This window comes from Bradyrhizobium lablabi (assembly GCF_018129385.1).
Classification (GTDB): domain Bacteria; phylum Pseudomonadota; class Alphaproteobacteria; order Rhizobiales; family Xanthobacteraceae; genus Bradyrhizobium; species Bradyrhizobium lablabi_C.
This window is the reverse complement of the sequence record NZ_JAFCLN010000006.1, coordinates 206479-221729: the sequence shown is the minus strand read 5'-3', so window position 1 is coordinate 221729 and position 15251 is coordinate 206479. Positions and strand designations below refer to the sequence as shown.

At 61.9% G+C, this 15251-nt stretch carries 16 protein-coding genes and 1 pseudogene; 10 read left to right on the top strand and 7 right to left on the bottom strand.

The genetic code is table 11. The features are described 5' to 3' along the window. Positions 1–126: 126 nt before the first annotated feature. Positions 127–1494, bottom strand: coding sequence for a lytic murein transglycosylase (locus JQ628_RS15060; RefSeq protein WP_249127904.1), 1368 nt, complete (start codon positions 1492–1494; stop codon positions 127–129). A 223-nt stretch (positions 1495–1717) separates the two neighbouring features. Between JQ628_RS15060 and galU the strand changes: the two genes are divergently transcribed. Then, positions 1718–2593 carry a UTP--glucose-1-phosphate uridylyltransferase GalU gene (galU, locus tag JQ628_RS15055; protein WP_212223365.1) on the top strand — a complete coding sequence of 292 codons (876 nt, stop codon included), beginning with the start codon at positions 1718–1720 and terminating at the stop codon, positions 2591–2593. A 126-nt stretch (positions 2594–2719) separates the two neighbouring features. Here galU and JQ628_RS15050 read toward each other — a convergent pair whose 3' ends face one another. Next, positions 2720–4216 carry a sensor domain-containing diguanylate cyclase gene (locus tag JQ628_RS15050; protein WP_433996136.1) on the bottom strand — a complete coding sequence of 499 codons (1497 nt, stop codon included), beginning with the start codon at positions 4214–4216 and terminating at the stop codon, positions 2720–2722. Between the two features lie 138 nt (positions 4217–4354). On the opposite strand from JQ628_RS15050, the gene JQ628_RS15045 reads away from it, so the two are divergent. Continuing rightward, positions 4355–4615 carry a DUF7662 domain-containing protein gene (locus tag JQ628_RS15045; protein WP_212223363.1) on the top strand — a complete coding sequence of 87 codons (261 nt, stop codon included), beginning with the start codon at positions 4355–4357 and terminating at the stop codon, positions 4613–4615. Between the two features lie 18 nt (positions 4616–4633). On the opposite strand, the gene JQ628_RS15040 is transcribed toward JQ628_RS15045, so the two are convergent. The 3 genes from JQ628_RS15040 to JQ628_RS15030 all read right to left on the bottom strand — a co-directional run bounded on the left by JQ628_RS15040 (position 4634) and on the right by JQ628_RS15030 (position 5930). Further along, positions 4634–4879 (bottom strand): hypothetical protein, encoded by a 246-nt coding sequence (locus tag JQ628_RS15040; protein ID WP_212223362.1) that lies wholly within the window; start codon positions 4877–4879, stop codon positions 4634–4636. A 464-nt stretch (positions 4880–5343) separates the two neighbouring features. Then, positions 5344–5586, bottom strand: a complete 243-nt coding sequence (locus tag JQ628_RS15035) for a PilZ domain-containing protein (RefSeq protein ID WP_212223361.1) — start codon at positions 5584–5586, stop codon at positions 5344–5346. A 185-nt stretch (positions 5587–5771) separates the two neighbouring features. Next, positions 5772–5930: a hypothetical protein gene (locus JQ628_RS15030; RefSeq protein WP_212223360.1), complete on the bottom strand. Its 159-nt coding sequence runs from the start codon at positions 5928–5930 to the stop codon at positions 5772–5774. 74 nt (positions 5931–6004) lie between these two features. Here JQ628_RS15030 and JQ628_RS15025 point away from each other — a divergent pair, with 74 nt between their 5' ends. Then, a complete protein-coding gene (locus JQ628_RS15025) occupies positions 6005–7120 on the top strand; it encodes a DUF2336 domain-containing protein (RefSeq protein WP_212223359.1) in 1116 nt (371 codons plus the stop codon). A 22-nt stretch (positions 7121–7142) separates the two neighbouring features. After that, a pseudogene (locus JQ628_RS15020) lies at positions 7143–7235 on the top strand (VOC family protein); the annotation flags it as partial. A gap of 60 nt (positions 7236–7295) precedes the next feature. Here the strand turns inward: JQ628_RS15020 and JQ628_RS15015 are convergent. Together JQ628_RS15015 and JQ628_RS15010 are read right to left on the bottom strand one after the other, a co-directional pair. Beyond that, positions 7296–7862 carry a CAP domain-containing protein gene (locus JQ628_RS15015; RefSeq protein WP_433996135.1) on the bottom strand — a complete coding sequence of 189 codons (567 nt, stop codon included), beginning with the start codon at positions 7860–7862 and terminating at the stop codon, positions 7296–7298. 94 nt (positions 7863–7956) lie between these two features. Further along, positions 7957–8568 (bottom strand): hypothetical protein, encoded by a 612-nt coding sequence (locus JQ628_RS15010; RefSeq protein ID WP_249127903.1) that lies wholly within the window; start codon positions 8566–8568, stop codon positions 7957–7959. Between the two features lie 390 nt (positions 8569–8958). On the opposite strand from JQ628_RS15010, the gene JQ628_RS15005 reads away from it, so the two are divergent. The 6 genes from JQ628_RS15005 to JQ628_RS14980 all read left to right on the top strand — a co-directional run bounded on the left by JQ628_RS15005 (position 8959) and on the right by JQ628_RS14980 (position 15176). Beyond that, the gene (locus JQ628_RS15005) at positions 8959–9669 is read left to right on the top strand and encodes a glutathione S-transferase family protein (protein WP_212223356.1); all 711 of its coding nucleotides are present in this window, start codon (positions 8959–8961) and stop codon (positions 9667–9669) included. Positions 9670–9816: 147 nt separating this feature from the next. Further along, positions 9817–10407, top strand: coding sequence for a 5'-methylthioadenosine nucleosidase (locus JQ628_RS15000; RefSeq protein ID WP_212223355.1), 591 nt, complete (start codon positions 9817–9819; stop codon positions 10405–10407). Between the two features lie 24 nt (positions 10408–10431). Then, complete coding sequence (locus tag JQ628_RS14995) at positions 10432–11247, top strand: alpha/beta fold hydrolase (protein WP_212223354.1); 816 nt, start codon at positions 10432–10434, stop codon at positions 11245–11247. Between the two features lie 158 nt (positions 11248–11405). Next, positions 11406–12389 (top strand): putative zinc-binding metallopeptidase, encoded by a 984-nt coding sequence (locus JQ628_RS14990; RefSeq protein WP_249127902.1) that lies wholly within the window; start codon positions 11406–11408, stop codon positions 12387–12389. Then, the gene (locus JQ628_RS14985; RefSeq protein WP_212223352.1) at positions 12386–13420 is read left to right on the top strand and encodes a D-alanine--D-alanine ligase family protein; all 1035 of its coding nucleotides are present in this window, start codon (positions 12386–12388) and stop codon (positions 13418–13420) included. Before JQ628_RS14990 ends, JQ628_RS14985 begins: the two co-directional genes overlap by 4 nt. A gap of 172 nt (positions 13421–13592) precedes the next feature. Further along, entirely contained in the window at positions 13593–15176 is a 1584-nt protein-coding gene (locus JQ628_RS14980) for a B12-binding domain-containing radical SAM protein (RefSeq protein ID WP_433996134.1), read from the top strand. The last annotated feature ends 75 nt before the right edge of the window (positions 15177–15251 follow it).

The following is a 15251-nucleotide window of genomic DNA, read 5'->3' as shown; positions in this document are numbered from 1 at the left end:
CCGCGGCCGGCGTCAAGCTGGCCGCCAAACTGTTGTTTTTGAAGGTTACTTTTGTCTCGGGAACATGGCGTTTTCGAGCGAAGCGGACACCGGTTCGCGTCAAGGAAACGCGTCAACCGGAAAGCCTCAACGCCCCCGCAGCCGCTCCAGCACGTCCGCAGAGGCAAATCCGTCCGCGGGCGCCCCGATGGAGGCCTGGAACGAGCGCAGCGCATTGCGGGTCTCCCCACCGAACTGGCCGTCCGGGGTGCCCTTGTAGAAGCCGCGCTGTGCCAGAAGCTGCTGCAATTCCAGCCGCTCGGCGCGCGACAGCACCCGTTCCTGCCGCGGCCAGGGCTGGATGAACGGCGCGCCGCCCCGCAGGCGGTCGGCGAAATGGCCGATCGCCAGCGCATAGGCTTCCGCGGGGTTGTATTTCATGATCACCCGGAAATTCTGGAGCATCAAAAAGCCCGGTGCTTCCGCGCCGGCCGGCGCCAGCAGATAGGCCTTGTCATTCGGATTCGGGTACGGCTTGCCGCCGGCGCGCTTGACGCCGAGATGGTCCCACTGCGCCAGCGTCATCACCTTGGAACGGTCCGCCAGCATGAAGTTGAATCCCTTGGGGATCACGATCTCGTAGCCCCAGGTCGCGCCGCTCTGCCAGCCGTCTTTCTTGAGGTTGTTGGCGGTGGAGGCGATCAGGTCATAGGGATTGTCGACGACGTCGCGGCGGCCGTCGCCGTCGGCATCGACCGCATAGCGCTTGAACGCGGTCGGCATGAACTGCGTCGGGCCGAACGCGCCCGCCCAGGAGCCGCGCAACTGCTCGGGCGTAAGATCGCCGCGATGCAGGATTTCCAGCGCGACCAGGAACTCATCCTTGAAATACTTCTGGCGGCGGCCGATGCAGGCCAGCGTCGCGGTGGAATTGAGCACGCTGCGATCGCCGATCTGGGTCGAATAGTTCGACTCGATGCCCCAGATCGAGGCGATGATGTAGCGGTCGACGCCGTAGGCTTTTTCTACCGCGTCGAACTCTCGCTTGTACTTGGCGAGGATCTCGCGCCCCTTGGCCATGCGATTGTCGTTCACGAGGATGTCGAGATAGTCCCAGATCGCCTTGGTGAATTCGGGCTGCGAATCCATCAGGTCCATGATGCGCAGGTCGGGCGAAAGGCCCGCGGTGAATTTTTGAAAGCTTTCCTGCGAGATGCCGCGGCGTGCGGCATCGGTCCACATGCCGGCGACGCAATTGTTGAAGTTCGCCGCCGCCTCGCGGATCGCACTCGCCGTCATCAGCGGATGGCCGGAAGCGCCGTCCTCGCCGCTCCAGGGCGGCGCGCCGCCGGGGCCGGGCGCGGCTTGCTGCTGCGGCGTGCCGGATTTCGGAGCGAACAGGTTGTTGAGGAAGGTGGAGACGCCGTTCTCCGAAGATTGGGCGCCGGCCGCAATCGGCGATAGCAATGCGGCAAGCGCAAGCGCGCCTGCCCAGGTCTTCAGCAAAGCCTTCATCCAGGCCTTCATCAAAGGTACGTTCCGCCGCTGCATCCCTGACCTGTCAGCCAAATATTCGCCGGCCCAAGAGGACCCGACCCGGTTTCCAATCGTTTAACAAGGCAGGATTGCGGTGCCGCCTTTTCGTCGCACCATACATCCGCCTTTGTTCCCGGCTGCAAACCGGATAACAAGTGCAATTAAGCTGAAATCCCGCTCCCTCAAGGCCTTTTTACATCTCATGAAAATCCGCAAAGCCGTCTTCCCGGTCGCCGGCCTCGGCACCCGCGTCCTGCCTGCCACCAAGGCGATGCCGAAGGAAATGCTGACCATCGTCGACAAGCCCTTGATCCAGTATGTGGTCGACGAGGCGAGGGAGGCGGGCATCGAGCATTTCGTGTTCGTCACCGGCCGCAACAAGGGTGTGATCGAGGATCATTTCGACAAGATGTTCGAACTCGACACCACGCTCGAAGCCCGCGGCAAGAAGGCCGAGCAGGAGATCCTCGCCGCCAACCAGCCCGAAGCCGGCGCCATGAGCTTTACGCGCCAGCAGGCGCCGCTTGGCCTCGGCCACGCCGTATGGTGCGCGCGCGACATCGTCGGCGATGAACCCTTCGCCGTGGTGCTGCCGGATGAGCTCGTGCTCAACACGCCGGGCTGCCTGAAGCAGATGATCGAGGCGGCGACCGCGCTCGATGCCAAGGCCAATCTGATCGCGGTGGAGGCGGTGCCCGACGATCGTACCCACCAATACGGCATCTGCGGCGTGGGAAAGCGCCACGGCAAGATCTTTGAGGTCGACGGCATGGTGGAGAAGCCGCCGAAGGGCACCGCGCCGTCCAACCTTTCGATCACCGGCCGTTACATTTTGCAGCCGGAAATCTTCAAGATTCTCGAGACGCAAGAGCGCGGCGCCGGCGGCGAGATCCAACTCACCGACGCGATGATCGGGCTTTCGAAGAGCCAGAAATTCTACGGCGTCGAGTTCGAAGGCGAGCGCCACGATTGCGGCTCGAAGCCCGGCTTCCTGCGCGCCAACATCGCCTTCGGCATGGCCCGCGACGACCTTCGCGACGGCCTGCGCGCCGAGATGAAGAAGTATTTGGAGAAGTAGCTCGCGCGTTTAATCACGACTGTCATCATCCGCGAAGGCGGATGATCCAGTACTCCGAGGCGCTTGTGATTGACCGAGAAGCTGCGGCGTACTGGATGCCCGCCTTCGCGGGCATGACGATTGGGGCTAAGCCACCAGCGACAGCGCCGGCAACTCCGCCACCACGGAGCGGTTGCGCCCGCCGGCCTTCGCGGCGTAGAGCGCCTTGTCGGCGGCTTCCAGCAGCAGCGACCAGTCCATCGACGGCGCGGGCGTCAGGCTGGCGATGCCGATGCTGACGGTATTCACCGTCGGCCCTTCCGACCATTGCATGACCTTCAGCCGGATCGTCTCCGCCACTCTCAGCGCGTCGGCCGCGGCGCAGCCCGGCAGCAGCACGGAAAATTCCTCGCCGCCATAGCGCGCGGCGCAATCGCCGGCCCGCCGCACCGTGTCGGTGATGCAGATCGCGATCCCGACCAGCACCTGGTCGCCGGCCTGGTGGCCGTAGGTGTCGTTGTAGGCCTTGAAGTGATCGGCATCGATCATGAGCAGGGCCAGCGGCGTATTCTGCCGCGCCGCCCGCCGCCATTCGGTATCGATCTCGGCATCGAACTTGCGGCGGTTCTTCAACCCGGTGAGGGAGTCGGTGGTGGCAAGCTCCTCCAGCTTGTCCTCGGCGCTGGCACGGCGGCTGATTTCGCGCGCAAGAAAGAACGTGGTGGCGAGCACGAATGAGATCAGCCCCAGCATGATCGCGCCGATCCGGATGGCTTCCCGCCGCCACATGCGCAGGATCGCCTCGGTCGGCTTTCCGACCACGACGAACAATGGACCGTCGCCGCTGCGCCGGACATAGAGCCGCGGGATCGCATCGACCGGACCCTTTCCGGCATAGGATCCGCCCGCCTTGAGGTTGTCGGCGCTCCAGCTCCGCACGGTCGCGAGGTTCTTGCCGATAACGTCGAGGTCGAACGGCTTTCGCATGATGATGGTGCGGTCGCGCCGCAGTACGGTGATGGTGTCGTCCGGCGCAAGGTTCAGCCGCTCGAACAGTTCGTGGAAATAGCTGAAGCGGATTGCGCCTGCGACGACGCCGACAAAGCCGCCATGCGCGTCCGAGATGCGCCGGCTCAGCACGATCGAAAAAGCCCCGCGATGCAGCATCGGCTTGCTGACGAACAGCCCGATATCCGGATTGGTGCGATGAACGGCGAAATATTCCTCGTCGCTGCGGCTTTCCGGCAGCGGGTCGAGCGTGGAGGCGTCGATCGTCAGCTTGCCGTCGGCGTCGAACACCTGAATCGCGCCAAAGTGCCTGGCGCTGGCGGCGTGGTCGAACAGGATCAGGTGGCGGATTTCCTTGCTGACATGCTCGATCTCCGGCATCACGAGGTTGCTCGCGACCGCACGCAGCGAAAGGTCGTAGAGCTCGAGGTTGCGGCTGATATCGGCCTCGATGCCGGCCGCGAGGTTTTCCAGCGTCTGGCGCGCCAGCTCTTCCTCGCTGCGGCGCATGTCGAGCATCACGCTGGCGCACACGGCGGAAAAGCCAATCACGGTGGCAACCGACGAGGCGATCAGCAGCTTTCCCGATAGCCGCCAGCGCCTCTTCGTCATGTTCCTGTGCCGCCGGAAAAACATCGTCCCGCTCCCAATCCCCCTTGATGCACCCGGATTGGTTGCGGCGGGCTTAAGTGGCGACACCAGCGCGGGAATGCGTTAACGGTCCGTTGACGAAGTTGGACCAAGTCCACCGATCTTCGAAGCCGGGGAAGGCCAGTGAACGATTACGATCCGCTGCGGGATTATCTGAAGAAGCAGACGCTTGCCGAGCTCGTCCTGTCTTTCGAGCAGATCGAGGAGATCATCGATGCGCCGCTGCCGCGCGCGGCCCAGCGCGCCTCGTGGTGGGAAACGCTGCGCAGCCCGCAGGAGAAGATGCCGCAGCGCGAGGCGTGCCTGGAAGCCGGTTACATCGCGACCAGGCAGGCGGACGGCAAAAGCGTAAAATTCAAGCGGATGCCGAAGCGGGAGCGGTGAAGGCCGTTTCGTGCGGGCCTAACGGAAGGGCCATCCACTGAGCCAGGCGAACCTTCGCCGCGGGACAGCCTGCTCCAGCACCTTCATTCCGGCTTCTTCAAAATCGGAAAATGAGCGCCGGTAGGCTTTCGCCGACGCGATCATGGCGTCCGCAATCTGCTTGCGCAGTTCGCTGGAATCTTTTCCTGGCGGGATTTTCTTGCAGACATCCTCGAGTGCAGCGGTCATGTAGGCGAGGGTGTTCTGGTCGAGGTTGAGAAGCATGGACATATGTCTTGCAATTCTATGCTCGGGGTTCTGACGCGATCTTGATCGCCTCAAACGTCCGCGGGGCGTTGCGAAACCGTCTGAAGTTCACCTGATTCACCGGCGGTCCTGTCGGTGATGGCCGGCGCGGCTTTCCTCAAGCTGGGGCGCGCTTGCTGCCCGGCTTCCGCAACGCTCAGGCGCTCGATCCATTCGACAACGCGAACGACGTCGGAGAAGAAGGAAAATTCCTGCTCGGCACTTGCGACTCCAAAATATGTGCGTCCCTTCTCGTCCCGCATGGCTCTTCGCAGGCGCCGCGCGAAAAGCGCGAGTTGTTCGTTCGACGGATTTTGCGGCGCCGATTGGCCGATGGTGCGTCGGTCGACGCCGGAGCGTCGTTCGCCAATCAACTGCCTTTCGGCCTCCGATCGCGTGTCAATTCCGGACCTTCTGTCGCGAATGATCATTCCAAATTTCCTTCAGTCGAAAGCCACGCCCATCTTGAAGCCTCTGCGCCAGACCACATGGCAAGGCAGTTTTAGTTTGTCCTCAGGCACGATCAGCGTGAACGCCGAAGGCACGGTCGCGCTCAGATCGGAAAGCTCGAGCGCAGCACCCGTGACGGAGAGATCACGAATGGTGCAGGGGGTCTTGTCGCCCCCGTACTCGATCTGGGCGGGCTTCGAAACGCGATAGCGTGGGGCAATGCGGGTTTCGACCATGGCAAGCGGCGCATCTGCTGAAATTACTTGCCGCATGATTGCGGGGAGCGGTTAAGACTCCTCTCAAGATTCCTTCGCCAAGGCTGCCGGCATCGCGGTTCCGGTGTGCCTGCCGGCAAAATCAGTATCGAAAATCGGCAGCAGGCGCGATGCGACCTCATCGCCATTCCCGCATTGAGCGGACGTTAAGCGTCCTGGCGCACGATCGCCGCATGAAGATATTGGTTGGCGCAGCCGCCGGCTGGATTGGTTTTGTCTTCGCCGATGCGGCCCTTTTTGACGGCCGGACTGTTCGGAGCCTTTCGTGCTTCGCACGGGCGGTAGCGGCAGGCTTTGGCCTCCATTTCTAGCCTGGCGCTGCGATTGCACAGACAGCTTTTGCGATCGGAATGCCGCGTAGGGCCTCGGGATCGTTCGAATGACGGCTTCCTTTCTGGAAGAGCTGGACGAAGCAATCCGAAACGGTACGCCGGAGAGCCGTGAGCGCGCGCTTTGGTACGCAACCGATCTGCTCATGGTCGGCCGCTTCACCGACGACGAGATCTGGGTTTTCGGTGAGGTGATTGGAAGGCTGGCGGTTGAAATCGAGTTCGCCGCGCGCGCAAGGCTGGCGGCAAAGCTCTGCCGCATCGACCATGCGCCGGGACAGGTGCTCGACAAGCTTGCTTCGGATGAAGCGATCGAAGTGGCAGGCCCCGTCCTTCGATACTCCGAACGCCTCGATGTCCGCACCCTGTTGAACACCGCAAATACAAGAGACCAATGCCACTTGCTCGCAATATCACGGCGGCGTTCGATACCCGAGCCCGTGTCGGATGTCCTCGTCACGCGTGGCGATCGGGCCGTGGCGCAATCCGTCGCCGTCAATGAGGGGGCGCGGTTGTCCGAAGCGGGATTCCTCGCCCTCATCAGGCGCTCGGAAAATGACGGCATTCTCGCCGAGAACGTCGGTCTTCGCCAGGATATCCCGCGCCACCTGTTTCAGCAGCTGATTGCCAAGGCCTCGGACGAGACGAGGCGAAAGCTGGAGCGCGAACGTCCCGAACTGGCTGTCGCGGTTGACGCCTTCGTCGCGGATGCCACGGCATCGCTGCACTCGAAGTTCGGGCCTGCCTCCCCGCGCTATTATGCGGCCAAGAAGGCCGTTTCATTCAAGCACCGGCTCGGTGAGTTGCAGGAGAGCAGCATTCTTGAATATGCCCGCGCACGGAGAACGGAAGAGGCCATTGTCGGGCTTACACTGCTGTGTGCGTTGCCTTCCGACGTGGTCGAGCGGGCACTGGCGGAAACGAGCCGGGAGTTGCTGCTGATTCTCGCCAAGGCACACGAGTTCTCCTGGGATACGACTGCGGCGCTGCTGTTCCTCGGAGCGCCTCACTTCACGATTTCCAGCCACGAGCTCGATGAATTGAAAGAACAGTTCGCGCGCCTTCATGTGTCGAGTTCGCAGGAAATCCTCGCGCACTACCGCGATCGCAAGAGCAGACTTGCATCGTGCGCGCCCCGCCGCCTGCCGGAGATGCGTGCTTTCTGAGTCTTGGCCATGCGCCGGCCCGGCCGGCGGCGCTGAAGCAAAGCGCGCCTTCAATGCGATGATGACCATGAAGAAAATCGACGTGGCCGCGATCGAGGCGGCACGGCGCGGCTGAAAACTGCGTTGCTCACGCAGATGGCCCAGCTTGCGGTAGCACAGTCGCTGACGGTCTGCCTCAAATGCAAAGGCTGAGCACCTTGATGGTGCAATCCTTGGATTTGGGCCGGTCTTTGGAAGCCGCTTCACGCTTCACGGCCACCAGCGGCTCCGTGTCTTTCTTGCCTTTGCCCTTGCTCGGCTTCGGCTCGTAATCGCCGGCGATCACCATGGCCCAGTAGGTGCGCTTGCCGCTGGCATCCTTTGCGCTGGCAATGCCGACGCGGGAGGCATTGTGCAGCAGGAGGTTCTTGCGGTGGCCGGAGGAGTCGATCCACTGGCCGAGCGTCTTCTCGAAACTCTCGTAGCCATAGGCGATGTTCTCGGCCGCGCGCCCGGCTCGTGCCGGCGCCATCCGCCTGCTGAACGGACCGAGCACGTCGTGACTGAGATTATCCCTTGCCGCCATGGCGCGCGCCTGGTCCATCGCAATGCGGTCGAGCGTTGCATCGCGCACGACGCGGACTTCACCGTTCTTGAGCCGGAAGCGGGAGATCAGTTCGGCCGGGGAATCGGCGGCCATCGCAGGCACGGCTGCCAGCAGCAGAAAGCCTGCGATCACCCTGCCGACGGCACGACGTGTCATCGTCCCCCAGATCCCCATTGCCTCACCAGGCCAGCATCATGTCCGGCCGCTTTTCCGTCGGCAATGTGGACGCTTTGAGGCAGGCGCCGCTGGCTCAGATTTCGCAGTCGGTTGAATTCAAGGCCTTGAGGAGGCCGCCGAACGCCTTCAGCCGGCATGGCTCGGGGTTGGCAGCGGCCTTTGAGCGCTGGGAAACGACGGTCGGCTTGATGCCGGCTGTCTTGATACCGGCCGGCTTGATACCGGCTGTCTTGATGCCGGCTGGCTTGGGCTTCGGCTTGTGGCGCGCAGCGGCAGCGGCCTTCTTCGGTTTTGGATCGTGCCGAGGGCGGCTGATCGGTTTCGGTGGCTCCGAAGGAGCGATACGAATGTCTTCCGACGCAGAAGCAGGCTCGTCGACCAGAGCAGGCTGCTCCGGTGTCTCGCTGCTCGCGGCGGCAATCTGCTGTGGTGTCTCGCTGATCGCAGCGGCCATTTGCCGTAGTGACGTTTCGTTGCTCGCAACGGCGACGTCAAGCCGATCGGCCTTCGCCAATACCCCCTGTGAATCCGAAGCGCCCATGTTTGTCTTGGCAACGGGCTGAACGATCGAGATCGTCTCGGCAGCCGGTTGGACGGCCGGTGCGGCAGTGCGCGCCGGTGTATTGAGTTCCATCGCCGATAGCACTCCCACACCCAACGGAATGAGGAGGCCCAACGCCACCATTCTCAGCATGATGCGGCTCCAACCAAACCTTGTGCCTGCTGAAAATTCTCCGGTCTAATGAGGCGATCTGGCGGCGGTTGGCCTGAGAACCGGGCGTTCGGAGAGAGTGTTTGCCGACAAGGTTAATGCCGGCGAGTGCCCAATGAGACGCTGGAGCGTCTTGCCTGGCGCCATGCAGCTGTGGGTCTGCTCTTATCTGCTCCAGTCCTGCATTGCGACGGTTTGAGCTGTCATTGTTCGCCCGTAGCCTGGCGGATCTACATCCTTGCCGCGTTTAAGATTGCCGCCAGTAATGGGCAGGCTCTCTGCGCGATCTGCAAAAATCGCAGGAATATTCACGAGCGGCAGTTCGTCTCCGACTAAGCATCCTCCTCACGAAGGAGGCACAGAATGAATTCACGGGTCAAACGGCTAAAACTCTATCATAGTCCGGCGGTGCGCAGTGCGCGCGTGAAATGGCTGCTGCACGAACTGATGGGCGACGACTTCGACGTCGAGTCGGTAACGCTCCACAACGCCGATCAATACCGGGAAGAATTTCTGGTGCTCAATCCGAACCATGCCGTTCCGGTGCTGGAGATCGCGATGGAGGACGGCAAGCCATTTCACATGATCGAGAGCGGGGCGATGGTCGCATTGCTCGCCGATACCTTCCCGGACAGGAAGCTCGCGCCGATCCCTCACGTCCTCTCCATGGAGCGCGCGGATTACCTCCAGATGCTGCATTTCGGTGCGTCCTCCATGGACATGATGCTCTGGCAGATTCGCATCCATGAGGATGTTCTTTCCGCAACCGAGAGGGACGACAGGACCATACGGCGATATCGGCGGAAGTTCGCAGCTGAGGTCGAACCGCAATTGAAGGAACGCTTGAGCAGGGCGCCGTTCATTTGCGGTGCCGGCTTCTCGGCCGCCGATTGCGTCGTCGGATACAACGTCCTCTGGGCGCAGGCTTTCCAGTTGTGCTCCGACGCGGTCTTCAGGGACTACGTCGCCAGATTTTCGGCGCGCCCCGCATTCAAGGCGGCTTTCTCGGATCGGCACCAGTTCACGCGGATAGTGCCTGAGGAATGCGAACTCAAAAAGAGATTCACCGGCTGATTGCCGGCCTCGAACGGGGCCGCGGCGCTCCCCCTCCGATGAGGGATCAACCGCCGGCAGTCCCACTGCAACGCAAGCCGGAAATCGCGATCAAGGCGCATAGCGGACCATGCTGCCGTCGATCGAGGCCTTCGAAGGAACAGCATCATGAACATTTTGGAAAAAGCAGCAGGAGATCGCCCGGTCCTGGTCGTGGCGGCTTTGAAGAGCGAGTTGAATGAGGAACGCGCCGGAGATGACGTGGAAGTGGTGTTTTCCGGCGTCGGAAAGATCAATGCGGCGATCGCAACGGCCGAATCGCTTCTCAGGCGAAGACGAGCCCTCGTCGTGAACTACGGCACTTGCGGCAAGATCAGCAAGGGTCTCCACGGCCTGGTCGAGATATCGCGCGTGGTCCAACGCGACATGATGGCAATGCCGCTCGCGCCGCGCGGCGTCACCCCGTACTGCGAAGACCACATCCTGGAATCCGGCCGGGCCGGCGCGGTGTGCGGCACGGGCGACAGCTTCGTTACATCTGACGATCCGTGGCTCGCCGCGAACAGCGTCGATGTCGTCGACATGGAGCTCTTTGCAATTGCCAGTGTCTGCAAACGTTTTGGCGTGCCGTGGCGAGCCTTCAAATATGTAACGGACGCCGCGGATGACGCCGCACACGAGCAGTGGAATGCAAATTGCGCTCCCGGCGCAGATCTTTTCTGGGATCGGCTGGGCGCCGCGCTGGTTTGCGACACCTAGGCAAGTGAGCCCCGCGACAGCGCGATGACCGCATTGAAGAACCGGCGCCCGCTCACGGATGTGAACGCGACAGACAACGTCGTTGCCTTGCACTGCTCGTTGAGCTCCGGGCAACAATGGAGCCAGCTCGTCGAAACTTGCGCAGGCATATGCAACGCCGTTGCCCCGGACCTTTCGGGCTACGGCAGCAATCCACCCTGTCGCAATCCCGCGACGTCTCGGCTGGATGCGGAAGCGGAGCCATTGTCGCGGCAGTTGGAGGTGCTTGCAGGACCAGTTCATTTCGTCGGGCATTCGTTCGGTGGCGCCATCGCGTTCAAGCTCGCGACCAGCGAACGTCTTGCGCACCGGGTTCGTAGCCTGACGCTGATTGAACCGGTACTGCCCACGATCCTGCTTGAACGCGATGCCGATCGCCCGCTGTACGACCTGTTTGCCGCGGCGAGCGAGCGCATATGTGCCCCGATATGGTCGGGCGAGAAGGAGCTTGCTCTACAGAGGTTCCTCGCGTTCTGGAACGGGCCGGGCTGTTGGGATTTGCTGTCATCAGGCAAGAAGTCACTCCTCATGGAGCGCGTCACCAAGCTGGTCGGCGATTTCTCCGCGATCTTCGCCGAAAGGGATACGGGCGAGGCGGCCAGGCGGCTGGCGGTGCCCACATTGCTGATTTCAGGTGGTGCCTCACCGCAACCGTCACAGCGGATGGCCAGACGTCTCGCGGCAACGATGCCGAACGCCCGGCACATTCACCTTCCGCTGGCAGGCCACATGCTGGCCATCACGCATTCGTCGGAGCTGAACCCGAGGATCTTGCGGCACGTGATGACCGCTCGAGGATAGGGGCGCGATGCGGGCCACGGGATAGCGGCTTGTCGTGGAAACTCGGCGGTTGTTGCCGGCAGCATCCTGTGACACCATCCGGCTAACTTGTTTTTTATGACTTTCGGAACCCTATGCCACGTCGGAAATATGCTTGGGAAAAGCTGTCGGATGAGCAGTTGCTCAAGCAACGCCTCAGCAGTCTGAGGGTTAAGGTCGAGGGCACCTGGCTCGAGGATTGTGTCGGCGCTCTCAATGAGGAGCTACAGGCGCGGGGCATCAGGCTGCGGCCGCACACGTGGATTTCGAGCGAATGGTTCAGTCCGGCGGATGTGCCCGGTATTGCGATTCCGTTCTATCTGGCCCATCCGCGCCTTATGAAACTCGAGAAGAAGATGATGCTCGACGTCGAGGGCAGCACATGGTCCGAGTGCATGGCGATTCTCCGTCACGAGGCGGGCCATGCCATCCAGCATGGCTATCAGTTGCAACGCCGCCGGCGTTGGCAGCAATTGTTCGGCCCGTCGTCGAAACACTATCCGCTCTACTACCGGCCCAATCCGGCCAGCCGCCGTTATGTCCAGCATCTCCGGCTCTGGTACGCGCAGAGCCATCCGGACGAGGATTTTGCCGAAACCTTTGCAGTGTGGTTGCGGCCGCGGTCGAACTGGCGGACGCGATATGCCGGCTGGCCGGCGCTGAAGAAGCTCGAATATGTCGACGAACTGATGGGCGAGATTGCAGGGCAGCGGCCGTTGGTCACGACACGGGAGCGTGTCGATCCGCTGTCCAGTCTCAGCAAGACTCTTGGCGAACATTATCAAAAAAAGCAGGCGTTCTACGCCTTCACGCCGCCAAAGACGTACGACCGCGATCTCTCCCGCCTGTTCTCCAGTGAACCGCGGCACCGACGGGCGCAGCCGGCGTCCGCTTTCATCAGGCGGCACCGTGCGCAAGTCAGGCAGCAGGTGGCGCGGTGGACCGGCGAGAACCAGTTGACGCTCGATGCGGTTCTCGACGACATGATCTCCCGCTGCCGCGAACTCGATCTGCGTGCTCCCGGTTCCGAGCGGAAGCTTTTGATCAACTTCACCATCCTGTTGACCGCCAAGACCATGCACGCGCTGTTCGGCCCGTCGCGGCGCAAATGGATCGCGCTATGAGACGCCTGCGCATACTGGTGTTGATGCATCCGGATTGCGTGCCCCCGGACTCGACCGACGGGTATAGCGCAAAGGAAATCCATGGATGGAAGACGGAATTCGACGTTGTGAGCACCTTGCGTGCGGCCGGCCATGACGTGCGTCCGCTCGGCGTACAGGAGGAAATCAAGCCGCTGCGCGACGAGATCGAGAGCTTCAAGCCGCACGTGGTGTACACGTTGCTGGAGGAGTTTCACTATGCCTCCGCCTATGACCAGCACATCGCGAGCTATCTCGAGCTGATGAAGGTTCCCTATACCGGATGCAATCCGCGCGGCCTGATCCTGGCGCGCGGCAAGGATCTGTCCAAGACTCTGGTGCACCATCGCCGGATCGCGGTGCCGGCCTTTGCCGTGTTTCCGAAGAACCGCAAGGTCAAGCGGCCGCCGCGCCTCGCGCTGCCGCTGATCGTCAAGAGCCTGAGCGAGGACGGGTCATTCGGAATCTCGCAGGCATCGATCGTCGACACCGACGAGCAGCTCGCCGAGCGCGTCGCCTTCGTTCACGAGAAGCTGGAGACCGCCGCCATCGCCGAGCAGTACATCGAGGGACGGGAGCTCTATGTCGGCGTGCTCGGTAACACCCGGCTCCAGGTTTTGCCGGTCTGGGAATTGAAGTTCGGCAGCCTGGGCGGGGAGGGGGCGCGGCAGATCGCCACCCAAAAGGCCAAGCACGATGTCGATTATCAGGAACGCGTCGGAATCGTGGACGGGCCGGCCGAAGATCTCGCGCCGGAAGTATACGCTCGCATTCAGCGAACGGCGAAGCGCATCTACAAGATACTCGGGCTCGACGGCTACGCCCGCATCGACTTCCGCCTCGCCGCCGACGGTACGCCGTATTTCATCGAAGCCAATCCCAATCCTGAAATCGCCAAGAGCCAGGAGTTCGCGACGGCGGCCAAGCATGTCGGAATTGACTATCCGGACCTCTTGCATCGCATCGTGACACTCGGCATAAGCCGGGCAAAGGCTGGCGCATCGGTGGGCTGAAGCGCTAAGGCGGCCCGGCATGCTGGGGTACCAGCCACGATCAACTTGGCGAAAAGAAGTCAGCCTGCGGGCGCGACCAAATGCCTGTGTCGATGAGCGGATCGACTCTTGAGCCTCGACAAACCGCGTGGCACGGTGACGCACAAGGTCGGGGGCTGGGGCCGGAGTAAACATGACGACAAGTCCCTGCCGCGTCCTGATGATCTATCCGAAGTTCGTTCCAAACTCGTTTTGGAACTATACGGAAGCCTGCGAACTGATCGGAGCGAAGTATCCGGCAGCGCCACTCGGCCTGATCACGGTCGCCGCCATGCTGCCGAAGCACTGGGACATCCGCCTCGTCAACCGCAACACTGAGCCGTTGACGGACGCGGACCTCGAGTGGGCCGATCTTGTCATGATCGGCGGTATGCTCAACCAGCAGCCTGATTTCCTCTACCTGATCGATCTCGCCCACCTGCACGGCAAGCCGGTATGCGTCGGTGGGCCTGACGTCTCCTCCAGCCCGCACCTTTACACAAACGCGGACTTCCAGGTGATCGGCGAGGCCGAGCAAATCATGGCGGACTTCATCGCCGCATGGGAAAGCGGCGAACGCAAGGGCGTTTTTGTCGCCGAGAAATTCAAGATCGACGTCACGCAAAGCCCGATGCCGCGTTACGATCTGATCAAGTTCGATCAGTATCTATTCATCGGCGTGCAATATTCGCGTGGCTGCCCGTTCACCTGCGAGTTCTGCGACATCATCGAGCTGTATGGTCGTGTGCCGCGCACCAAGACCAACGATCAGATTCTGGCCGAGCTGCAAGCGCTGTACGATCATGGTTATCGTGGGCATGTCGATTTCGTCGACGACAATTTTATCGGCAACAAGAAGAATCTCCGCACACTGCTGCCGCGGCTCAAAGCGTGGCTGGAAGAGCGCGACTATCCGTTCGAGTTCTCGACCGAAGCCTCGATCAACATCGCTGACGACGACGAGCTGTTGCAGGCGATGAAGGACGCGAACTTCTTCGGGATTTTCGTCGGCATCGAGAGCCCGGATCCAGAGACCCTCGTGCAGATGAAGAAGAAGCAGAACACCAGGCGCAACATCGCCGAGTGCATCCACAAGATCTACGGTTACGGCATGTTCGTCACTGCCGGCTTTATCGTCGGGTTTGATACCGAGAAAGCCTCGATGGGTCGGGCCATGATCGACTTTATCGAGGAGACGAACATTCCGGTCTGCATGGTCGGACTTCTCTACGCGCTGCCCGGCACACAATTGACCCGGCGCCTGGCGAGTGAAGGTCGCCTCCACCAAGGCCATGACCTCATGAAAGTCGAACAAGCGGGGGATCAGTGCACGCTCGGTTGCAATTTCGACACCAGGCGTCCACTTCGTGACATCCTCGTGGATTATCGGGCCGTGCTCGGGCACGTGTTCAATCCAATCGCATATGCGGGACGGCTGTCACGACTCGCTGTCATGCTCGATCGCTCCGACCGCCGCCGCGATCTGCCGGACGGCGACATGCGCAAGAGGCTTGGCGTTGACATCGTCCACACGATCGTGCGGGCTCTGCCGGAGGCTCGCGAGCCGTTCTGGAAGACTTTTGTTGAGGTAGCCAAGAACAATCCGGGCGCGCTGCGTTTCATCGTGATGTTGATGGCGCTTTACCTGCACCTCGGACCGTTCTCGAAGCGCGTGATCGGAGAGATTGACCGCCGCATTGCCGAGCTGGACGTCGCCGCGCCGCTGGGTGCGTGCTAGGCCGACCAAACCCGTTCGCGACCGAGAAGAGCGGGAGTTGGCGCCAGCGGCCCGCATGACGGACGTGATTACCCG

Coding starts and splice junctions, on each gene's coding strand:
- JQ628_RS15030 (WP_212223360.1), bottom strand. CDS start 5,930: ATGGAGGCCAAAGCCTGCCGCTACCGCCCGTGCGAAGCACGAAAGGCT.
- JQ628_RS15050 (WP_433996136.1), bottom strand. CDS start 4,216: ATGTTTTTCCGGCGGCACAGGAACATGACGAAGAGGCGCTGGCGGCTA.
- galU (WP_212223365.1), top strand. CDS start 1,718: ATGAAAATCCGCAAAGCCGTCTTCCCGGTCGCCGGCCTCGGCACCCGC.
- JQ628_RS14985 (WP_212223352.1), top strand. CDS start 12,386: ATGAGACGCCTGCGCATACTGGTGTTGATGCATCCGGATTGCGTGCCC.
- JQ628_RS14980 (WP_433996134.1), top strand. CDS start 13,593: ATGACGACAAGTCCCTGCCGCGTCCTGATGATCTATCCGAAGTTCGTT.
- JQ628_RS15025 (WP_212223359.1), top strand. CDS start 6,005: ATGACGGCTTCCTTTCTGGAAGAGCTGGACGAAGCAATCCGAAACGGT.
- JQ628_RS14995 (WP_212223354.1), top strand. CDS start 10,432: ATGACCGCATTGAAGAACCGGCGCCCGCTCACGGATGTGAACGCGACA.
- JQ628_RS15060 (WP_249127904.1), bottom strand. CDS start 1,494: ATGAAGGCTTTGCTGAAGACCTGGGCAGGCGCGCTTGCGCTTGCCGCA.
- JQ628_RS15000 (WP_212223355.1), top strand. CDS start 9,817: ATGAACATTTTGGAAAAAGCAGCAGGAGATCGCCCGGTCCTGGTCGTG.
- JQ628_RS15005 (WP_212223356.1), top strand. CDS start 8,959: ATGAATTCACGGGTCAAACGGCTAAAACTCTATCATAGTCCGGCGGTG.
- JQ628_RS15035 (WP_212223361.1), bottom strand. CDS start 5,586: ATGGTCGAAACCCGCATTGCCCCACGCTATCGCGTTTCGAAGCCCGCC.
- JQ628_RS15010 (WP_249127903.1), bottom strand. CDS start 8,568: ATGGTGGCGTTGGGCCTCCTCATTCCGTTGGGTGTGGGAGTGCTATCG.
- JQ628_RS15015 (WP_433996135.1), bottom strand. CDS start 7,862: ATGACACGTCGTGCCGTCGGCAGGGTGATCGCAGGCTTTCTGCTGCTG.
- JQ628_RS15040 (WP_212223362.1), bottom strand. CDS start 4,879: ATGCTTCTCAACCTCGACCAGAACACCCTCGCCTACATGACCGCTGCA.